We start from the raw sequence: 21,543 nt of genomic DNA, 5'->3' as shown, positions 1-21,543 counted from the left end.
AAATCAGAACAGGCTGGAGATGGCGTTGGTCGTGTCATCCCACCAACTGCTGTCTTCGCGCTCCGGTGCGTCTTCACCAAGCATGAGACTATAAGACTCGCTGTAATATTCACTGCCCGGGAAGTTGTGGCCAAGCACGGCCGCGGTCCGTTTGGCTTCACCTTCAAGACCAAGCGCGAGATAGCATTCGGTAAGGCGTGCAAGGGCCTCTGGCACGTGGGTGGTGGTCTGATAATTCTCGATCACCGCTTTGAAACGGTTGATTGCCGCCAGATATTCGCTGCGGTCCTGATAATAGCGCCCGACATCCATTTCCTTGCCCGCAAGGTGATCGACCGTCAGGTCCTTTTTCAGCTTGGCATCGCGGGCATATTTGCTGTCAGGGAAGCGGCGGATAACGTCGTCAAGCGCATCCATCGCGTGCTGGGTCATCTGCTGATCGCGGCCGACGTCGGAAATCTGTTCGTAATAGGACAGCGCCTTGAGGTAATAGGCATATGGCACATCCGGGTTGGCCGGATGCAACGAGATAAAGCGATCCAGTGCGTTGATCGCGTCATCGTATTTGTTGTCCTGATAATAGGCATAAGCCGACATCAGGGTCGCCTTGGTCGCCCAGACCGAATAGGGGTGCTGACGTTCGACTTCGTCAAATGCCTCGGCAGCCTGTTGGTATTCCTTGGCGTCAAGCAGATCCTGCGCGCCGTTATACAGTTCGGAAACCGGACGTTCGACATATTCCGGCGCATCATTGCTTGAACATGCCGCAAGCATCAGCGACAGGCCGAGAGTTGCAATGACGTGTTTGGCGCGAACGGTACTTAGCACTGTGACGTATCCTCGAAATTTTTGACGCACTCACCGTAAAATCCGCCGGACTATATCATGCGAAGGGCGTGCTTGGGCAAGTAGTTGTGTCGTCAAATGCCGACTTTTATTCCATGTTAAATGCTGTGACAGGGATCAGAAGACTGAAAACCAACACCGAAAACAAAAAAGGCGACCACGTGGGCCGCCATTTTCATAATTTGGATGCCAGTGACACCTGATTTCAGGCGGTGGCAAGCATCGGTTCAGAAACGCCGCGCAAGGCCGCCTTGGTCAGCGGAACAACACGATAGGCGTCCTCGTCGGCCAGCAACGCCTGCAGCAGCAGATTGTTGACATGGTGACCGGATTTGTACGCGGTGACCTTGCCTTGCAACTGGTTGCCGGCGGTATAAAGATCGCCAAGTGCATCAAGGATCTTGTGGCGGACGAATTCGTCTTCGTAACGCAGGCCTTCCTCGTTCATGACTTCGTCACCGGAAAGAACAACCGCGTTATCAAGCGAACCACCACGGGCAAGACCGGCAGAACGCATGGCTTCAACTTCATGCAGGAAGCCAAAGGTGCGCGCACGTGCGATGTCGGCAACAAACACACCGTCATCGAACTTTACGGACATGCGCTGGTTGGCAATGGCCTTGCTGGCAAAATCAATCTCGAAATCGATCTCGAACCCGTTGGCCGGTTCAACCCGTGCGGTGCAGCCGTTATATTCGACTTCAACCGGTTTCAGGACTTCGATGACCTGACGCGGGGCATCAAGTTCTTCGATGCCAACGCAATCAATCAGGAAGTTAAACGGGGCGGAGCTGCCATCCATGACCGGAACTTCGTCGGCATCAATATCGATAAGGACGTTATCGATGCGCGTACCGGCAAGAGCAGCCATCAGATGTTCGATGGTCCCGATCTTGATGCCCCGGGCTGCATCACCAAGGCAGGTGCAAAGACGGGTATCGATCACGCCATCGTAACGTGCCGGAAACAGCGGCTGGTCATCCAGGTCCGTGCGGCGGAATACAATGCCATGATCGGCAGGGGCAGGGTGAAGGGTAATGCGGATCTTCTGACCGGAATGCAAACCAACACCGGCACAGCCGATAGAGGCTTTGAGCGTGCGCTGGAGCACATAACCGTCGCCGGAAAAGCCAGTCTGCGTGATAGCAGAACCAAGATCGGCAATATTGTTCACGGGAACCCCCAAATCAGGTCAGTCAGTTTGTCATCAATCAACGTCAAAGCATGTTCAAAGCCACCTTCAAATTAGATGGCCCCTGCTTTGTTAGTTTGGAACACTACTGTTGATCGAACAATCACTCAAATCACTCTTTGTTACGCTTTGTAAACTTCGTAGTACTTTGAAGTTAATGGATAAAATGCATTTTTGCTGGGCATTTTGCGCCGGTTGTAACCGTTTGGCTTACGGACTTTGGTCACAATTACCGACTTGCAGCGTCATCCAAGCTGGTGCGTCCAAAAAAAAGGGGAAGGCATTAAGCCTTCCCCATCTTCGCGCGGAGATCGTCGTCAGTTGGCCTGACGACGAAGGAAGGCCGGAATTTCAAGAAGGTCGTCAGACGCGCCTTGCGTCTTGCCCCGGGAAGCAGGCTCCTTCTTCATGACATGTTCGCTGTCCTCGCCAAGTGGCATCTCGGTCTGGCGTGGTGCAGGTGCCTGCGGCTGCGAGACTTTCGGCTCCGCATAGTTGTGCGGTTCCTTGGCGGTCTTGTTTTTGCCAAACAGGCTGCTCAGAACCGAACGCGGCGAGGTTGCATTCTGGGCATCGGCTGCTTCGAATACGTCCGGGCTGTGCTGAGCGTGCTCAGCTTCGCTTGGCGTTACAGCACGTGGCGGAATGAAAGCCATGTCGCCGTTGCTGGTGGGTTTCTGGACCGGCTTGTCTGCACGCAGAACGGGTTTCGGTTTCAGGACCGTCTGGCCCATTTCAATCGACCCGGTTTCCTGTGCTTCGGCCTGATGGCTGATTTCCGGCTGCTGTGCGCTACCGGTTGCAGCAAAGCGATCAGCAGGAATGTGATCAACCGACGCACCACCCGCATAGTCACCAGCACCCGTGTTGTGGGCAGCAGCGGCTGCTGCGTTGCCTGCGCCATGTTGTGCGAAGGACGGTGCCGCGGCAGGCTGTTCTGCCGGTTTCTGGGAAACAGGCTGTGCAACAGAAACAGTGGTCGGCTGCGGACGGCGAACTTCTTCGGCGTCTATACCGGTTGCAACAACAGAAACGCGAAGCGCACCTTCGATGGTCGGGTCGAAGGTCGAACCGAAGATGATGTTGGCTTCGGATGCAACTTCCTCGCGGATGCGGTTGGCGGCTTCGTCAACTTCATACAGCGCCATATCCATGCCGCCGGTGATGTTGATCAGGACCGCACGGGCACCTTTCATGGATGCATCTTCAAGAAGCGGATTGGCTATTGCGGCTTCGGCAGCCTCAAGTGCACGTTTTTCACCCGATGCTTCGCCGGTGCCCATCATGGCTTTGCCCATCTCGCTCATGACAGTGCGGATATCGGCAAAGTCAAGGTTCACAAGACCCGGGACCATCATAAGGTCGGTAATCGAACGCACGCCGTTGCGCAGAACGTCATCTGCCATCTGGAAGGCATCTGCGAAGGTTGTTTTTTCATTCGCGACCCGGAACAGGTTCTGGTTCGGAATGATAATCAGGGTGTCGACATACTGTTGAAGCTGTTCGATACCCTGTTCGGCGGTGCGCATGCGGCGCGTGCCTTCGAAATGGAACGGCTTGGTAACAACACCAACGGTCAGAATGCCGGCTTCTTTGGCCGCACGTGCAATGACCGGGGCTGCACCGGTACCTGTACCACCGCCCATACCGGCGGTGATGAATACCATGTGGCTGCCTTCAAGCTGCGCCTGAATTTCTTCAATGGATTCTTCGGCGGCGGCACTACCCGCATCCGGACGTGCGCCTGCACCCAGCCCCTGGGTAATCTTGCGACCAAGCTGCATCTTGCGTGTTGCTTTTGCCTGGGTCAGGGCCTGAGAATCGGTGTTGGCAACAACAAAGTCACATCCTTCAAGTTCGGATGCGATCATGTTGTTAACGGCGTTGCCGCCGGCACCACCGACACCGATAACGGTGATCTTTGGTTTTAGGTTTTCTTCCGTTTCAGGAACGGAAAAACTGATTGTACTCATTGTTTGCTCTTCCTCTCCGCGCTTTAGAGCTTAAAGATCACACAGGCCTTCCCTTTGCCTGTGCGTGCCAGAAATGCTTCGGGCACAAAGACCTCCGAGTCCGTTTTAGCTGGCAAAGAGTTATTGCCTTCTTAATGCGCCTAAAAGTTTTCGGGAAAATGGATAAAAAAGTGCGTTTGGGCGTGCGAACTAGAAGTTCTCTTTGAACCAGGCACCCAAACGGCCCCAACGCCCACCCGATTGACGGATTTGCGCCATGGCTTCGCTCAGCGGATCGTTCTGTTGGGCAACAGCGCGCAACAAGAGCCCCGAACAGGCCGAAAAGGCTGGTCCGGCGGTGGCTTCGGCAAGGCCCGAAACACCGTGCGGCAGGGCAATCGTGGCCGGACGTTCAAACATCTGACTGGCCAGATCGGCAATCGCGTTCAATTGGCTGGCACCACCGGTCAGAACGATGCTGCGTCCACCGATTTGCGACAAGCCGTGTTCTTCCAGCTGATCGCGGATCAATTCGAACGTTTCTTCAAGACGCGGCTTGATGATGTTGATCAGCATCGAGCGCGGCACATGGTTGAAATTGTTTTCGTCCTCATCGCCAATGGTCGGAACCGCAAGGATTTCCTGATCATCGGACGGCGAGGTCAGAGCACTGCCATGCAGGGTTTTCATGCGTTCGGCATGATTAAGCGATGTATTGAGCCCATAGGCGATATCGCGCGTGACATGCGCGCCACCGACCGGGATCGAGGTGGTGTAGACCACCTGACCGGCATTAAAGACCGCCACGCTTGTGGTGCCTGCGCCCATATCAATCACGGTCGCGCCCAGATCGCGCTGATCGGCTGTCAGGGCCGAAAGACCCGATGCCAGCGGGGTGACGACTGTTTCCTCAATCGCAAGGTGGCAACGTGCCAGAAGGGTGCCAAGATTGCGCAGCGGTGCGGTTTGCGTTCGGACAAAATGCAGATCAAGACCAAGGGTCGATCCATACATGCCGCGCGGATCATTCATCGTGTTCGCACCGTCAAGGCGGAACCCCAACGGGACAGTATGGATCAACTCATCGCCGGCCTGACGCAGAAGGGCTTCCTTCTGGTCATTGAGTTTGCGGATCTCAAGATTGCCAATCGGACGGGAGCCAAGTGGAAGCTCGACCGTGTGGGTTTCGGATTCCGGTCGACCGCCAGACAGATTGACAATGACTGAGTCGATGGTCTGACCCGCCATTTTTTCGGCGGCGTTGACCGCGGCAAGCACGACTTCCTGTGCAGCATCAAGATTGGAAATTGATCCACTTTGCAGGCCCTTGGACATGTTGTGACCAATGCCGATGATTTTCGGCGGTTGGTCCTTTTCACGTCGTGCAATAAAGCAGCAGACCTTGGACGTTCCAATGTCCAAAGCCGCAATCAATCCTGATCTGGTTTTGCCGCGTGCCAATTGAATGCTCTGAATTTTTATGGGTTATGTGGTCGGACTTTTTTTGACCGTACCTTATTAAGCCTGTTTTCGACCAAAAGCGGTTGCAATTTGGTTAAGGCAGACCGTCGCATAACGCATCTTCATGCGAAACTACGCAAAGAAGGTGGAAAAACAATCATGATATTGCGCAAGTCAGTGCTTTATGCGTCTGAAACGGGGCGCAGGATGGGGAGGGTTTCGGGGCGGTCAGTTCAGACCGCGCCCTCCTTCTTTGGTGGATTGCGCCTTTGTTCCGCGGCACCGGGTGTCAGGCGGACAAATGTCCGGTCGGGCAGGCGCAAATCAACAATCAGAACATCGCGATCAAGGATACTGTGTTCGCGATCAAGGACTTCAAGGCGCTGCCACGCCTTTTCCATGTTTTCTTCGGGCAGGCGAATGAACATGCCGTTGGCCAACTGGATGTTCCAGCGACGATGCCCGATGCGCTGGGCACCGGTGATTTGTTCATAAAGGTGCGGGATAGATTGCAGGGTGGTCAGCATCTCCGCCGCACTTTTCGGTGCATCGTCACCGACAAGAACCGGCAGATCAAGGTAATCACCAAGTTCGTAATTCTGAAGTTGCTCGCCATCGCCATCGATCAACACATGGTCGCGGCCCTCGGTTTGCCAGATCGCCAGTGGTTTGCGCTCAACAACCGAAACGATGAGGGTGTCGGGCAACTGGCGTTCGACGGTCGCACTTCGGATCCACGAAAGCTCTTCGATCCGTTCGCGGGCGGCGTCGACATCAAATGTAATGATCGGCGTGCCTGGTTTCTGTCCGATGGCCGCCAAAAGGGCATTCGGATCGGTTTTTTCCCGACCAGAAACTTCGATATTCTGGACCGTCATGCCAAACGCGGCAGAAAGCCGAACACTTTCCTGCGTCGCGATGCTCATCCATTTATCGGCCTTGCCGGTATATACAAGGGCAGTCGGAACAATCACGATGGCACCAATAAAACCGGTCCACCACATGACCCGCGCGATCTTTTTGACGTTGGTGCCAACGCTATGTTGTTTATCAAGCTTCTCGCGCCGTTCGCGGGCCTGTTCTTCTAGCGTTCGCACGATGCATCCTCCACCATCCATGCAACGATATCGGCAAAGCTCATGCCGTCATGGCGTGCGGCATCCGGTACCAGTGATGTCGGCGTCATCCCCGGTTGGGTGTTAATCTCAAGGATCACCAAACGGTCGTTTTCTGGGTCATAGCGGAAATCAGCCCGTGCTACACCCCGGCAGCCAAGCGCCTTATAAGCTTCTTCGGCGTGACGTTGCAGTCGATCGCGCAAATCACCTTCGATGTCGGCAGGAACGATATGTTCGGAGCCGCCCTGGGCATACTTGGATTCAAAGTCATAAAAGGCGTGATTGCCGGTCAGGATTTCGATGACTTCCATCGCCTCGCCATCCTTGACGGCTACGGTCATTTCGCGCCCGGGAATGAATTCTTCCTGCATGACGCCTTCACCATGGACCCAATCACGGGCCAGCATATTTTGTTCTTCCTCGGCCGTCAGGATGATTTCAACCCCGACCGAGGATCCCTCGTTATTGGGTTTCAAAACATAGGGCGGTGGCAATGCCTTGCCCGATGCGATGTCTTCGCGCGTGACCCAGACATGGTGGGCGCAGGGAATTTCATATTCGGCAAACATTGCCTTGGCGGACATCTTGTCCATGGCGATTGCCGATGCCCGAACACCGGAATGGGTATAGGGGATGTTCATGATTTCAAGCAGGCCCTGAACCGCGCCGTCTTCACCCCAGCGGCCATGCAGGGCGTTAAAGATCACATCGGGTTTGGGATCAATCGCCACAAGTTGGCTTGCAAGGTCACGCGTCGCATCGATCTCGGTAACCTGATAACCTTTTTCACGCAGCGCTTTGGCGCATTCGTGCCCTGAGGACAGGGAAACTTCCCGTTCTGCTGACCAACCGCCCAGAATGACAGCGACATGTTTGCTCATGCGTCTTTTCCTATGATCGAGTGGCCAAGGCGCTCACCGATGCGCCGAATTTCCCAGCGCAGCTCAACGCCGCTATGTTCTTTGACACGTCTGCGGACTTCATCGCCAAGCTGTTCAAGATCAAGGGCTGTGGCGTTGCCCGTATTGATCATGAAATTGCAGTGCTGCTCGGACATTTGCGCACCGCCGATTTTAAGTCCGCGACACCCGGCCGCATCAATGACTTCCCATGCGCGTTTTGGGACCGGATTGGCAAAGGTTGAGCCACCGGTACGCGATTTGATCGGTTGCGATTCTGCCCGCGACTTCTGGATTTCATCCATGCGTTTGGCGATGTCTTCAGGATCACCAGACGATGCGCGCAAGATTGCAGACGTGAAAATCCAGTCCTCTGGAACGCCACAATGCCGATAGGTCATGTTCATTTCATCGGGGGTGACGGTATGGATATTACCGCTGCCGTCAATTGCGGTTGCCGATACAAGGACATCCTTGATTTCGGTGCCATAGGCCCCGGCATTCATGCGTAACGCCCCGCCGATCGTGCCGGGAATGCCAGACAGAAATTCCAGACCGGCAATGCCGTTCATCTGTGCAGTTTGTGCAACATTAAGATCAAGCGCACCGGCACCGGCGTGAACCGCGCCATCTTCAACCACCACATTGGTAAACGGGCGGCCAAGGCGGATGACAACGCCACGAATACCGCCATCGCGCACCAACAGGTTAGAGCCAACCCCGATCACGGTTACTGGCATATCTGCCGGTTTTCCTTTCAGGAAGGCAGCAAGGTCGGCTTCGTCTTCTGGGCGAAACATCACGTCTGCCGGGCCGCCAACCTGAAACCAGGTGACTTTGGCAAGTTGTGCGCCTTCACGCAGCTTGCCACGCACCTTGGGCAGGCGGTCGATCAGCGGCGTATGGTGTTTCGGCGTGCTCATGTCTGCCTCAGTTCTTGATCGCTTCAAGTTGGGCGGGCAGGGCATTTGCCCATGCGCTGATGGAACCAGCGCCAAGGCAAACGACAAGATCGCCCGGCTTTGCTTCGGCTTTGATGACTTCGGCCAGTTTTTCCGGCCCTTCAAGTGCGCTGACATGGCGATGGCCACGGTTGCGCAGGCCTTCTACTAGAGCATCACGCGATGCGCCTTCAATCGGGGTTTCACCGGCTTCGTAAACGTCGGCGACGATCACGCTGTCAGCATCGTTAAAGCAGGTGCAGAAATCTTCAAACAGGTCATGCAGGCGCGAATAACGGTGCGGCTGAACCACAGCAATCACGTTGTTCTGGGTTGCCTGACGGGCGGCCTTCAGTACCGCCTTGATTTCCACAGGGTGGTGACCGTAATCGTCGATAATGGTGACACCATCGACTTCACCGGTTTTGGTGAATCGGCGTTTAACGCCCGTAAAGCCATCAAAGGCGGAGACGATTTTCTCATCCGGGATGCCAAGTTCAAGCGCGACCGTAATCGCCGCCAGCGAGTTGGAAACGTTATGATCCCCCACCATCGGCAAACGGACGTCCTTGATCACGCGTTCTTCGCTATCGACGCGTTCGCGGATCACGACATCAAAGACCGTGTCGCCGATATTGGTGCGGACATTAACAGCACGGACATCGGCCTGCGGTGAAAAGCCGAACGTGAAAATGCGACGATCCGTGACGCGCCCGATAAGAGCCTGAACCTCGGGATGGTCGATGCACAGAACGGCAAAGCCATAGAACGGGATGTTCTGAACGAAGTTCTTGAAGGCTTCGCGCAGTTGATCGAAATCTTTCCAGTGATCCAGATGTTCCGGGTCAATGTTGGTCACGACTGAAATCGTCGACGGTACTTTGACAAAGGTACCATCAGATTCATCGGCTTCGACCACCATCCAGTCACTTTCGCCCAAACGTGCGTTGGTGCCGTATGAATTAATGATCCCGCCATTGATCACAGTCGGATCAAGACCGGCCGCATCCAGCATTGTTGCAACCAGCGACGTTGTCGTGGTTTTGCCGTGCGTGCCGCCAATCGCAATGGCCGCCTTAAGGCGCATCAATTCGGCCAGCATTTCAGCACGACGCACGACCGGGATCATTGCGGCGCGCGCGGCAACAACTTCAGGGTTGGTTGGTTTGACAGCAGTTGAAATCACAACAACCTTGGCGTCTTCGACGTTTTCTTCCTTGTGGCCGACAAAGACCTTGATGCCAAGGGCGCGCAGGCGCTGCACATTGGCATTGTCTGAAATGTCCGACCCCTGAACGGAGTAGCCAAGGTTATTGAGGATTTCGGCAATACCGGACATGCCGATGCCACCAATACCGACAAAGTGGATGGTGCCGATGTTGAGCGGCAGGGTGTTCATTGAGAGTCTCCTCGGTCTTGCGTCATATTTTTGTTATCCGGGCTTCCGGCCGGGTTCAGGCCCAGCATATCAAGCACCATGTCAGCCAATCGCTCCGCGGCGTTGGCACGCCCGCTGCTTTTGGCGGCTTTTGCCGCACGGGTAAGCGCCGCGGGATTGGTTAAAATTTTTGCCAGGCGATCAGTGACGGCCTCGCTGCTAAAACGTTCTTGTGGCATCAGCCATGCACCACCGGCGTCTTCGATCTGCTGGGCATTGTAACGCTGATGATCATCAATGGCATGGGGCAGGGGGACCAGAAAACCCGGACGTCCAGCCGCCGTCAGTTCCGCCACGGTTGACGCCCCTGAACGGGCAATCACCAGATGGCAATCACGCAGGCGTTCGGGGATGTCATTGATGAAGGATGCCAGCGTCACGTCAATCTGCGATCCGTCATAGGTCTTGCGTACTGTATCGATATCTTCTTCGCGCGCCTGCTGGGTGACGATCAGGCGTTTGCGGATGGCTTCCGGCAGGTTTACCAGCGCGGTTGGCAGAACTTCGGACAGGATGCGTGCGCCTTGTGATCCGCCGGTGATCAGAAGGCGGATTGGACCGTCGCTGGTCGGGGCCTCGTACTCGGTTGCGGCAAGGGCGGCGACTTCGGCACGGACAGGATTGCCCGTCCAGATCACTTTGGCCTCGTCACTTGGTGCGATCATCGTGACCTTGGCAAAGGATGTCGCGATGCGCTGTGCGTTGCTGGCAACCAGACGGTTGGCGCGACCCAACACCGCGTTTTGTTCATGAATGGCATAGGGGATGCCAAGCCACTTTGCCGACATGGTCGCCGGGATAGAGGCATAACCACCAAAGCCGATGACGGCGGCGGGTTTGGTATTTTTGATCCGTTTGCGCGCCTTAAGTGTGCCAAGACCAAGCCGGGCGGCACCGATCAGGCGGCCCTTGATGCCTTTGCCGGCAATGCCGCCGGCCGGCAGGATGACGGTTTCGACGCCCTCAACGCCCTCGGTATAGCGTGCGGCACGGGCGTCGGTGAAAAACAGGACCTTTGCACCACGACGCACCAGCGATTTGGACAAGGCAACAGCCGGAAACATATGCCCGCCAGTGCCACCGGATGTTACGGCGATCACCTGACCTGCGAGCGGTGTTTCGACGGCAGTAAGTTCTGGGTTAGCGAAGTCAGTCATCTTGTCCACATCTAAAACGACGGCAGTGCGGGGAGGGTCCCCGACAGTTACCCCCATCAGAACCCGACAAAGGTTAATATCCCTTCAAACCGGGCGTGGAATAACACCTGATTTTGTCGTTTTGATGCAGAAAGTTTTAAACGGGTGATGACGATTATTCGCCGGGCCGTTTTCGTGTCAACGCCAGAACAAAGCCCATGCCAATCGCAATCCCGATCGTGGCCGACCCACCGTAGGATACGAACGGCAACGTCATGCCCTTTGGCGGGACCAGCTGCAGGGTCGATGCCATGTTGATCACGGCCTGCAATCCGAACTGAACCAGAATGCCTGTGACGGCCAGAACCACGAAAAGGTTGCGTTCCCCCATCAGGCGCGAGAGACCGCGCATGATGATAAAGGTAAAGACACCGACAACCAACACGCAGAACAGAAGGCCGAATTCCTCGCCCGCAACAGCAAAGATGAAGTCGGAATGGGCATCCGGGATGGAGTTCTTCACCCAGCCTTCACCCGGGCCACGGCCCATGATGCCGCCGCTCATGAAGGCTTCCATTGATCGTTCGATCTGATAGCTGTCACCAGATGCCGGATCAAGGAAGCGATCCACACGCGACTGAACGTGCGGCAGGATCAGATAGGCCGTGACGGCCAGTCCAACGGCGCCAAGCCCCAAGCAAAACACCAGAATGATCGGAAGTCCGGCCAGGAAGATCTGCACCGACCAGATCGAGGTAATAACAACAGTCTGACCAAAGTCCGGCTGGATCATCAGAAGGAAGATGCACACCGCCAACATCAGGCTGGAAACGATGTATCCCGGGAAGTTCGGGTTCAAACGTCCTTCGGCAAACATCCAGGCAATGACAACTGCAAAGGCCGGTTTGAGGAATTCGGACGGTTGCAGGTTAATCCCGGCAACGTTGATCCAGCGTACTGCACCCTTGATGTCTGATCCGATGAACGGGGTGATGATCAGCAAAAAGAGCACACCCAGAAACATGAAGGACGCTAAACGCCGCACCCATTTCACCGGCAACAGCGAAATGGCAAACATGCAGACTGTCGCCATGCCAAGGAAAACAAACTGGCGGGTGACGAAGTGGAAACTGTCAACATTGATGCGATCAGCAACCGGCGGACTTGCCGACATCACCAGAAGCGCGCCAATCCCCATCAGAAGGATGATGGCCGCCAGCAACCATCGATCGACCGTCCACCACCAGATCCCCAGAACCGAGGTATCGGCACGCGAAAAGGCGATATTCGTGTTATGACCAAACAGGGACTTCATGCGTTTGCCTTCCTGGTCAATTCACCACCCGCCAATGCATTGTACAGATCGCGGAAGGCATCGCCGCGCGCCTCAAAGCTTTTGAACTGATCAAACGATGCACAGGCCGGGGTGAGCATCACCACCGGTTTTTCATCGCCACTTGCCTTGGCATCGGTAAAGGCCTTTTTGGTTGCGACATCAAGGGTTTCGCATTTCTCCCATGGCAGATCAGCGCCAAGGGTTTCGGCAAATTCGTTGGTCGCAGCACCAATCAGATAGGCCTTCTTGATGTGGGGATAGAATTCTTGTAATCCCTCAATCCCGCCTTCCTTGGGTTTGCCACCGGCAATCCAGTAAATGTTTTTATAAGCCGAAAGCGCCTTTGCTGATGCCTCGGCATTGGTGGCCTTGCTGTCATTGACAAACACAACACCGTCAATGGTGCCGAGCAATTCCTGTCGATGGGCCAGACCCGGGAAGGACATGATCCCGTCAATGATCCGGGTGGCATCCACACCGCGCGCACGGCACAGACCATAGGCAAAGGCAATGTTTTGCCAGTTATGGCGTCCGGGCATATGGGTGACGGTCGCAAGGTCCAGAATACGGGTTTGCTCGCCGGTCATGTCATCAATCAGCCAGCCATCCGCATCAACATAGATGCCGTGATCGACCGGTTGTTTGACAGAAACCTCGATGATGTGACGACCGCCTTCACGGGCCAGTTCAACCGCCATTTTCGCGCATGGCTCGTCATCAATGGAAATGATCGCCCATTTCGGGCCTTTTGCACGGGCAAAGATCAGGTGCTTGGCGCCGATATAGCCGTCCAGTCCACCATGGCGATCCAGATGATCTGGTGTGATGTTCAAAAGCGCACAGGCATCAAAGGCCGCATGTTCAAGCAGCTCAAGCTGATAGGATGATAGCTCAAGCACCAAACAATCATCAGCGGTGGAGGGGGAAAGCCCAAGGGCTGCATTGCCAAGGTTGCCGCCCGCCTGCGTCTTGATCCCGGCCTGCCCGATGATGTGGGCGGTCAGCGCTGTGGTGGTTGATTTGCCGTTGGTGCCGGTGATCGCCAGCGTCGGGACATCAGGCTGCGCCACACACAGCAGTTCGACGTCGCAAATGATCGGTTTGCTCGCACGGCGTGCCTTTTCAGCCGCCGGATGCGGGGTCGGGAAGGTGGACGGAATACCCGGGCTGATCACCAGCATGTCGGGTTCTGTCCAGTCACATTCCGCCAGATTGATCGGGGCAAGACCAAGCGGTTCAAGCTGTTCACGCGACGATGCGTTGTCATCCCACGCCCAGACCACGGCGCCTGCATTGATCAATGCCTTCACACTGGCAAGTCCGGATTTCCCAAGACCCAGAACCGCGATGGTTTTGCCGCGCAGGTGTGAAAGATCAATCAATTCAGTATGTCCTTAACGAAGTTTCAGGGTTGCAAGTCCAACCAGGGCAAGGATCACGGCAATGATCCAGAACCGGATCACGATGGTCGGTTCCTGCCAGCCCTTTTTCTCGAAATGGTGATGAAGCGGCGCCATGCGGAATACCCGCTTGCCGGTCAGTTTGTAGGATCCGACCTGAATGATCACCGACAGGGTTTCCAGAACAAACAGACCACCGATGATCGCCAGAACCAGTTCATGTTTCGTGACAACCGAAACCGCACCCAATGCGCCACCAAGGGCGAGGGATCCGGTATCACCCATGAACACCATCGCTGGCGGCGCGTTGTACCAAAGGAAACCAAGGCCAGCACCGACCAGTGCGCCAAGGAAAATGGTCAACTCACCAGAACCGGCAACGTAATGGACCTGCAGGTATTCGGCGAACTGAACGTTACCGATCAGATAGGTAATCAGCGCAAAGCTGGCGGCCGCAATCATCACTGGGACAATCGCCAGACCATCAAGACCATCGGTCAGGTTCACCGAGTTTGAAGCGCCAACCATGACAAACATGGCAAACGGGACAAAGAACCAGCCCAGATCCAAAAGGAAATTCTTGAAGAACGGGAAGGCAAGTGCGGTCGAAAGCGGATCGGCGGTGTTATACGAAATCCACCAGGCGGCAAGGGCTGCGATGGAAAACTGCCCGAGAAGTTTGAGCTTTCCCGGAAGGCCTTTGGTGTTGCGCTTGGAAACTTTCAGGAAGTCGTCAAGGAAACCAAGGAATCCATAGCCGATGGTAACCAGCAAAACCGCCCAGACATAAGGGTTGGTCAAATCGGCCCACAGCAGGGTGGCAATCGATGTTGACAGCAACAACAAAAGCCCGCCCATGGTCGGCGTGCCTTTTTTGGTCAAAAGGTGGCTTTCAGGGCCGTCTTCGCGGATCGGCTGGCCTTCGCTTTGTTTGGAACGCAACCAGTTGATCAGGTGCGGACCGATCACAAAGGCAAGCACAAGCGACGTGATGATCGCACCACCCGTACGGAAGGTGATATACCGAAACAGGTTAAGTACCGGCATCTGATCAGCAAATTGATAAAGCAGATTATAGAGCATTGCTCTGGTCGTTCCTTTTGCGACTTATCCTGTTGCGGTTGTGGATTATTCCACCACGCCACAGGATTTTAAGGCCGATACAATTTTCGAAACGTAAATGCCAAGCGATCCTTTGACCAAAACCACATCGCCATCGCGCAAATCGGCCTTAATCGGCTCAATTGCGTCCTCGGCAGTGTCAAAATGGCCGGCATTTCGTTCGGAAGGCAGGGTTTTGTAGAGTTCAGCCATCATCGGCCCGACCGAATAAACCCGATCAATTTCAAGTGCGGTCAGCGGATGATGCAAATCGGCATGCATTTTGGGTGCGATATCGCCGAGTTCGCGCATCTCGCCCAAAACAGCAATCTTGCGTCCGCCGTCACCCGGTTTGGTCTGTGACAGGACCTTGATCCCCGCCATCATCGAGGTCGGGTTGGCGTTATAGGCATCATCAATCAGCGTAAAGGTACCATCACCGGAGGGCAGCTTGACCGTGTGCGTTTCACCGCGACCGGCAGGCGGCGTAACATCCGCCAGATCCTGAGCGGCACTTACAGGGTCCGCGCCAATCGCGTCAACACATCCCAGCACCGCAAGTGAATTCAGAACCCAGTGTTCGCCGGGGCAGCCGATGAAATATTCAAGGTCGCATCCACCGACACGTGCGCGAACGGCACTGCCATCGGTGACGATGTTGGCTTCAAACAGGCGATAGTTCGCCATGGCATCGGTGCCAAAGCATTTGATGTTGCCAAGGCCAAGTTCCTTGGCACGGCGGGCAAGGGCGAAGTAATGCATGTTGTCACGGTTCAGAATGACCGTGCCATCCTTATCAAGGCCATCGAAAATCTCGGCCTTGGCCATGGCAATTTCGGCTTCGTCCTTGAAGAATTCGGTATGTGCGCCGACCACCGTTGTGATCACGGCAACACTTGGCTTGACCATTTTGACAAGCTTGCTGATTTCGCCCGGATGGTTCATGCCGATTTCAAAAACACCAAAGTCGGCATCGGCGGGCAGGGTTGCCAAGGTGATCGGCACACCCCAATGGTTGTTGAAGCTGGCCGGGCTGGCATGGGTTTTTCCCTGCTGGGACAGCACGTATTTAAGTGCTTCCTTGGTGCCGGTCTTGCCGACACTGCCGGTGATGGCAACGATTTTGGCTTTGCTACGCGCGCGACCGGCGAGGCCAAGGCGCTCAAGGGCTGCCATCGTGTCATCGACCAGAAGAACCTTGTCGGTATCGGTGATGCCTTTGGCATCCGAGACCATGACGGCATGTGCGCCGGCATCAAGGGCGGCCTGGGCGAATTTGTGACCGTCGAAATTCGGGCCTTTAAGGGCGATGAAAAGATCGCCTTCGCTGACTTTGCGGCTGTCGATTGAAATGCCGGCTACCGTCCAGTCTCCGGTGGTTTTGCCACCGGTTGCGGTTTCGGCATCCTTTGCCGTCCATAAAACAGCCTTCGTCATAACGTCACTTTCTTTCCGGTCAGGCCGTCACGGCCAAAGCGCCGTAACGGTATTTATGTTCAGTTGCCACCTGCAAGGATACTGCGGGCGACAGATGCATCATCGAATGGAAGAACCGTATCGCCGACAACTTGGCCTCTTTCATGGCCTTTTCCGGCAATAATAAGGACATCGTTACGCTGCAGGATGCCAATGCCGCGTTTGATGGCCTCGGCGCGATCACCGATCTCAACAGCACCTTCGCACTTTGCCTTGATGGCGGCACGAATGGCTGCCGGGTCCTCGCTGCGCGGATTGTCATCGGTGATGATGGCAATATCGGCAAAATCGTGCGCAACCTGCCCCATCAACGGGCGTTTGCCGGTATCACGGTCTCCACCGGCCCCGAATACACAAACGATACGGCCTTTGCAATGCGGACGGACCGCCTTGATCACGGTTTCAAGGGCATCTGGCGTGTGGGCGTAATCAACAAATACCGGTGCGCCGAAGCTTGTCTTGCCAACCAGTTCCAGACGACCGCGGACACCTTCAAGTTTTTCAAGGGCCAGAACCGCCTGATCAAGATCGGCACCTGATGCAACCACGATGGAAAGGGCTGCCAGTGCGTTCATCACCTGGAAGCTTCCCATCAGCGGCAGGTGAATGTTGTATTCGCCCTTGTTTGCCATCAGGCGGAGCTTGGTGCCGGTGCTGTCCGGTGTTGCCTTGATCAGTTTGATGTCATCGGCGTTCTCGCCGTAGGAAAGAACATTCACACCGCGCTTGGCGCAAAGTTTTTTCAAAAGATCGAACTGTTCAACATCAGCATTCAGCACAGCCGTGCCATCGGCAACCAGAAGGTCGGAGAACAGCCGGGCCTTGGCGGCGAAATATTTTTCGAACGTGCCGTGATAATCAAGATGATCACGCGACAGGTTGGTGAAGGCGGCAACGGTGACCTTTACGCCATCCAGGCGGTATTGATCCAACCCGTGCGAGCTTGCCTCCATCGCGACATGGGTAACACCAATGCCACACATTTCATCAAGGCTTTGATGCAGGGCAACCGGATCCGGCGTGGTCAGTGAACCGGGGATCTTTGCGCCAGCGGCCCGGATGCCAAGCGTTCCGATCGATCCCGACATGTTGCCAAGGATCGTCCAGAGCTGCTCGGTAAAGATCGCCGTGGATGTTTTACCGTTGGTGCCGGTGATCGCCGCGATGTTTGCCGGCTGCTTGCCATAGAAACGGGCGGCAAGCTGGGCATAACGTTTGCGCGGGTTTTCCACCGGGATCAGCGGAACCGTGGGGGCTGCCGGTCTTGGCGTTCCATCCTTTGCAAGGATGGCCGCGGCACCAAGCTTGATCGCATCGGCGATATACTTGGAGCCGTCATCACGTGCACCGGACAGGGCGGCAAACATATAGCCATCCTTCACGGTGCGTGAGTCTGCTGTCAGGCCCGTGATATCCGGGTCCTGTCCTTCGGCATGTTTCAATGCCGCTTGATCACCTGCCATGAGCTCAGAAAGACGCAAGTTTGCGTTCCCCCTTGCGAAGTTCGATCTGCAGCGCTTGCTCAATCTCCGGCGCCTTCGCATTCGCCGGTTCAATGCCCAAAAGGGGAGCAATACGTGTCACAACCTTGCCAACTGCAGGGGCGGACACCCAGCCTGCTGTGGCAAATCCATAAGTTTCTTTAGTGCCCTTGGGCTCGTCCAACGTCACCAGAACCACATATTTCGGGTCCTGCATCGGGAAGGCGGCGACAAAGGTCGACATGCGGGCGTTCTTGACATAGCGCCCGTTCACGAGTTTTTCCGAAGTGCCGGTCTTCCCTCCAAGGAAGTAACCCGCCACTTCGGCGTTCTTGCCAGAACCGTCGGTAACGACCAGTCGCATCAGGCGACGCAGCAGTTCCGACGTTTTCTGGGAAAATACACGTTCGCCTGCCGGTGCGCCGTCCTGTTTGAGGATGGTCGCAGGGCGGCGAATACCACCATTCACAAGGGTGGAAATGCCACTGACAACCTGAAGCGGGGTCACGGCCAGACCATGACCGAATGAAATCGTCATGGTGTTGATGTCGCGCCACGGATTGGGCACAAGCGGTCCGCCAACTTCAGGAAGCTCGATCTGCGGTTTGTCGAGCATGCCAAGCTTTTTAAGGTATTTTTGCTGTGTCTCGCCGCCAAAGGCCATTGCCATGCGGGCTGATCCGATGTTCGAGCTGTGAACAAGGATTTCCGGCAGGGTCAGCCAGCGATTCTCGCCGTGATAGTCACGAATGCGGAACCCGCCAATTGCCAGCGGTTCGGTCGCGTCATAGACCGAATTCAGCGTCGATGTGCCGGTTTCAAGGGCGATGGCCGTGTTAAACAGTTTGAACACCGAACCCATTTCGTAAACGCCAAGCGTGGACCGGTTAAAGCGTGCATCGGCTGGTGCCTGGCCCGGGCGATGGGGGTCAAAGTTCGGAAGCGATGTCATCGCAACGACTTCGCCGGTATAAACATCCATCACAAGGCCTGCCGCCCCAACCGCGCTGTAGGTTTCCATCGCGTTTTCGACTTCTTCGGCAAGCGCGTATTGCACGCGGGTATCAAGCGAAAGTTCCAGTGGACCGTTGTTGATGCGCAATTCGTTGTCAAATTCGCGCTCAGCCCCGGCGATGCCGTTATTGTCGATGTCGGTGAAGCCCAGAACATGTGACAGAAGACGCCCGTGCGGATAAACGCGGCGTTCTTCACGCTGGAAATTCAATCCCGGAATGCCAAGCGAGTTGACGTCATATTGCTGTTCCGGCGTCAGGTTACGGCGCAGCCATACGAATGCCTTGCGCGAACTCAGATGACGGATCAGTGAATCGCGGTCCAGATCAGGCAATACGGTCAACAAAAGGTCGGCGGACTCAACCGGGTCCTTGACGACACGGGCATCGGCATAAAGCGAATTGGTCGGAAGGTCGGTCGCCAGCAACATACCGTTGCGATCAACGATATCGGCGCGCTCGGTCTTGAGTTCACGGGTATCGGTTCCGGATGCGACAGCCGGTTCATTGCCCTGACGCAGAACCGATGCATCAATCAGGCCATAGGTGATCCAGCAAAAACCGATGATGAACATCGCGCCGGTGATAAAGATACGGTTGCGCGCGGTTTCAAGCGCAAGACGTTCGCGCTGATCCGGGCCCAGTTCCGGACGGTCGCCACGCAGCCAGTATGAAAAACGGGTCAGGCTCATTGTGCGCCTCCCGTTTCGGTCGCGACGGACGGGGCATCAATGATCATGGTATCAGCCGCCTCGTCATACATCAGATCACCCGGACGGGCGCGCGGGACGGGCATGAAGGCAACCGCCTCGCCGAACTTGTTGATGCGATACTGATGCAGATCGGCGTCTTCGGGCAGATCGTCGATGCTTGCCATCTGAAGCACGTCAATCTGGGCAAGGCTCAGATACTGTCTGGACAGGCGTTCGATACGTTCCGGATTGTTCAGATAGCTCCATTCGGCCTGAAGAACATGGATGCTTTCCTGTTCGGCCAGAATGTCGGACTGAATATCTGCATAACGTTTTTCAAGACGTTCGACCTGATGGCTGACCCAATAGGTGCCGGTGCCGATCAGGATGGTCAGAACAAGGCCAATGATGGTTACCGCACGGGTCATTTGCGACCTCCCTGCGATGTAGCCGGTTGGTCGTTGCGCGCAACAGCGCGCAGTTTTGCCGAACGTGCGCGCGGGTTGGCGCGAATTTCATCTTTCTGACCGGTGACGGCCTTGCGTGTAATTGTCGTAAAGGTCGGAATGGCGACTTCCGGTTCACCGGGCAGGCGACGTGACATCTTGTTCGGATCGCCAGAGCGTTCCTTCATGAATGTTTTGACCTGCCGGTCTTCAAGCGAATGGAAAGTCACAACCACCAGACGGCCGCCCGGTTTCAGCAGCGTTTCAGCGGCATCCATGGCGCGTTCAAGTTCGCCAAGCTCATCATTGACGTAAATACGCAGCGCCTGGAACGTCCGTGTGGCGGGATCAATGCCGTCCTTGGATTTGCGCACCACAGAACGCACCGCACGGGCGAGCTGGGATGTGGTGGTAAAGGGTTCCTCTGCGCGCATTTCGATAATCTTGCGCGCGACCTTGCGCGATGCGCGTTCCTCGCCATAGCGGTAAACGACGTTGGCGATGTCTTCTTCTTCGGCGGTGTTGACGAAATCGGCCGCCGTCGGTCCAGACATCGACATGCGCATATCAAGCGGACCGTCTTCGCGGAACGAAAATCCGCGATCGGCCTGATCAAGCTGCATCGACGAAACGCCGATATCAAGAACGATACCATCGACCTGCTGCGCACCTGCCGCCGGGACAAGTTTGGCCATATCGCCAAAGCAGCCCTCGACCATGTGGAAGCGGCGGTCATATTCGGCTTCAAGCTTTTTGCCGGTGGCAACAGCGGTCGGGTCGCGGTCGATGCCGTAAAGTTCGCAGTTGGCAGAGTCAAGAATGGCGCGGGAGTAACCGCCTGCGCCAAAGGTACCGTCAACCATGATCTCGCCGTCACGCGGTGCAAGGGCTTCTAGGACCTCGCGGAGCAGGACCGGCTTGTGCGGACGATCTTCAGTGGCAAAGCTTAGGTCATTGCTGCTCATGATGCGTCCTCCTCCGTTGCGGTGCCGGGACGTGCACCTCTGGGGAGTTCAGTCATCGGTTTGAGCTTCAATGTCGCACCACGGTTAAGCGTGCGGGTCCGGCTGGCTTCTTGCAGGGGCTTGAAGATGTCAGGGTTCCACAGGCGGAAGGTGCGACCACGGCCGACAAAGGCGACCTGATCTTCGATGCGGGCGAACTCGATCAATTCTGCGGGCAGAATGATGCGGCCTTCGCCGTCGTAAGGAAGCATATGCGAGGAGCCAAGGATGGTGTCTGCCAGATCGTCGGCCTCGTCAGAAAACATGTCGAGTTCATCAAGCGATGCGGCAATGCGCTCCATATGGCTGTGGCTGCAGCCTTCAAGTGCGCTTTCCTTGTGGGATTGATACAGGTAGATGCCGGCGAATTCTTCGGTATCGAGGGCCGCACGGAACCGTTTGGGGACGGATACGCGTCCCTTCCGGTCCAGCTTGTGAATGTGCGTCCCTGTGAACAGCACTTCGCCATTCCCCTGATCAAAAAACCGATCTCAGAACACTGGCCCTCATGGGCTGTCTTGCGACTGTCGTGTGTCTGAAATGGATATGCCCCGCGTGGCACGGAATTTGTGCCTCTTTATGGGGTACCATGGGAAATCATGGGGGTCAAT

General features: G+C 55.8%; 18 protein-coding genes. All 18 read right to left on the bottom strand.

Features of this window, described 5'->3' with window-relative positions; genetic code table 11:
• Positions 1-3 precede the first annotated feature (3 nt).
• The 18 genes from TH4_RS01095 to TH4_RS01010 all read right to left on the bottom strand — a co-directional run bounded on the left by TH4_RS01095 (position 4) and on the right by TH4_RS01010 (position 21,393).
• On the bottom strand, positions 4-828 hold the full coding sequence (locus tag TH4_RS01095; protein WP_083996923.1) for an outer membrane protein assembly factor BamD: 825 nt from the start codon (positions 826-828) through the stop codon (positions 4-6).
• A gap of 223 nt (positions 829-1,051) precedes the next feature.
• Positions 1,052-2,020 (bottom strand): UDP-3-O-acyl-N-acetylglucosamine deacetylase, encoded by a 969-nt coding sequence (gene lpxC, locus TH4_RS01090; protein ID WP_083996922.1) that lies wholly within the window; start codon positions 2,018-2,020, stop codon positions 1,052-1,054.
• A gap of 335 nt (positions 2,021-2,355) precedes the next feature.
• Complete coding sequence (gene ftsZ / locus TH4_RS01085) at positions 2,356-4,011, bottom strand: cell division protein FtsZ (RefSeq protein ID WP_064779601.1); 1,656 nt, start codon at positions 4,009-4,011, stop codon at positions 2,356-2,358.
• Positions 4,012-4,200: 189 nt separating this feature from the next.
• Positions 4,201-5,412, bottom strand: a complete 1,212-nt coding sequence (gene ftsA / locus TH4_RS01080; RefSeq protein ID WP_231959745.1) for a cell division protein FtsA — start codon at positions 5,410-5,412, stop codon at positions 4,201-4,203.
• Between the two features lie 272 nt (positions 5,413-5,684).
• Positions 5,685-6,548, bottom strand: coding sequence for a cell division protein FtsQ/DivIB (locus tag TH4_RS01075; RefSeq protein WP_083996921.1), 864 nt, complete (start codon positions 6,546-6,548; stop codon positions 5,685-5,687).
• The gene (locus TH4_RS01070; RefSeq protein ID WP_064779599.1) at positions 6,536-7,450 is read right to left on the bottom strand and encodes a D-alanine--D-alanine ligase; all 915 of its coding nucleotides are present in this window, start codon (positions 7,448-7,450) and stop codon (positions 6,536-6,538) included. The genes TH4_RS01075 and TH4_RS01070 overlap by 13 nt, the downstream gene beginning before the upstream one ends.
• Positions 7,447-8,391: a UDP-N-acetylmuramate dehydrogenase gene (gene murB, locus TH4_RS01065; RefSeq protein ID WP_064779598.1), complete on the bottom strand. Its 945-nt coding sequence runs from the start codon at positions 8,389-8,391 to the stop codon at positions 7,447-7,449. Before murB ends, TH4_RS01070 begins: the two co-directional genes overlap by 4 nt.
• Positions 8,392-8,398: 7 nt before the next feature.
• Positions 8,399-9,808 (bottom strand): UDP-N-acetylmuramate--L-alanine ligase, encoded by a 1,410-nt coding sequence (gene murC, locus TH4_RS01060; protein ID WP_064779597.1) that lies wholly within the window; start codon positions 9,806-9,808, stop codon positions 8,399-8,401.
• Positions 9,805-11,004 carry an undecaprenyldiphospho-muramoylpentapeptide beta-N-acetylglucosaminyltransferase gene (gene murG / locus TH4_RS01055; protein WP_064779596.1) on the bottom strand — a complete coding sequence of 400 codons (1,200 nt, stop codon included), beginning with the start codon at positions 11,002-11,004 and terminating at the stop codon, positions 9,805-9,807. The genes murC and murG overlap by 4 nt, the downstream gene beginning before the upstream one ends.
• Positions 11,005-11,158: 154 nt before the next feature.
• Positions 11,159-12,298, bottom strand: a complete 1,140-nt coding sequence (ftsW, locus tag TH4_RS01050) for a putative lipid II flippase FtsW (RefSeq protein WP_008889595.1) — start codon at positions 12,296-12,298, stop codon at positions 11,159-11,161.
• Positions 12,295-13,701 (bottom strand): UDP-N-acetylmuramoyl-L-alanine--D-glutamate ligase, encoded by a 1,407-nt coding sequence (gene murD, locus TH4_RS01045; protein WP_064779595.1) that lies wholly within the window; start codon positions 13,699-13,701, stop codon positions 12,295-12,297. Before murD ends, ftsW begins: the two co-directional genes overlap by 4 nt.
• Positions 13,702-13,713: 12 nt before the next feature.
• On the bottom strand, positions 13,714-14,802 hold the full coding sequence (gene mraY, locus TH4_RS01040) for a phospho-N-acetylmuramoyl-pentapeptide-transferase (RefSeq protein WP_063088838.1): 1,089 nt from the start codon (positions 14,800-14,802) through the stop codon (positions 13,714-13,716).
• 45 nt (positions 14,803-14,847) lie between these two features.
• A complete protein-coding gene (locus TH4_RS01035) occupies positions 14,848-16,257 on the bottom strand; it encodes a UDP-N-acetylmuramoyl-tripeptide--D-alanyl-D-alanine ligase (protein ID WP_064779594.1) in 1,410 nt (469 codons plus the stop codon).
• A 59-nt stretch (positions 16,258-16,316) separates the two neighbouring features.
• The gene (locus tag TH4_RS01030; RefSeq protein ID WP_064779593.1) at positions 16,317-17,777 is read right to left on the bottom strand and encodes a UDP-N-acetylmuramoyl-L-alanyl-D-glutamate--2,6-diaminopimelate ligase; all 1,461 of its coding nucleotides are present in this window, start codon (positions 17,775-17,777) and stop codon (positions 16,317-16,319) included.
• Positions 17,764-19,482, bottom strand: coding sequence for a peptidoglycan D,D-transpeptidase FtsI family protein (locus TH4_RS01025; protein WP_008889600.1), 1,719 nt, complete (start codon positions 19,480-19,482; stop codon positions 17,764-17,766). Before TH4_RS01025 ends, TH4_RS01030 begins: the two co-directional genes overlap by 14 nt.
• Positions 19,479-19,910, bottom strand: a complete 432-nt coding sequence (ftsL, locus tag TH4_RS01020; RefSeq protein WP_064779592.1) for a cell division protein FtsL — start codon at positions 19,908-19,910, stop codon at positions 19,479-19,481. Before ftsL ends, TH4_RS01025 begins: the two co-directional genes overlap by 4 nt.
• The gene (rsmH, locus tag TH4_RS01015; protein ID WP_064779591.1) at positions 19,907-20,893 is read right to left on the bottom strand and encodes a 16S rRNA (cytosine(1402)-N(4))-methyltransferase RsmH; all 987 of its coding nucleotides are present in this window, start codon (positions 20,891-20,893) and stop codon (positions 19,907-19,909) included. The genes ftsL and rsmH overlap by 4 nt, the downstream gene beginning before the upstream one ends.
• The gene (locus TH4_RS01010; RefSeq protein ID WP_064779590.1) at positions 20,890-21,393 is read right to left on the bottom strand and encodes a division/cell wall cluster transcriptional repressor MraZ; all 504 of its coding nucleotides are present in this window, start codon (positions 21,391-21,393) and stop codon (positions 20,890-20,892) included. Before TH4_RS01010 ends, rsmH begins: the two co-directional genes overlap by 4 nt.
• Positions 21,394-21,543: the final 150 nt, after the last annotated feature.

It is taken from the genome of Thalassospira tepidiphila MCCC 1A03514, from assembly GCF_001662875.1.
GTDB lineage: Bacteria > Pseudomonadota > Alphaproteobacteria > Rhodospirillales > Thalassospiraceae > Thalassospira > Thalassospira tepidiphila.
This window is presented reverse-complemented; position numbering and strand designations above follow the sequence as displayed.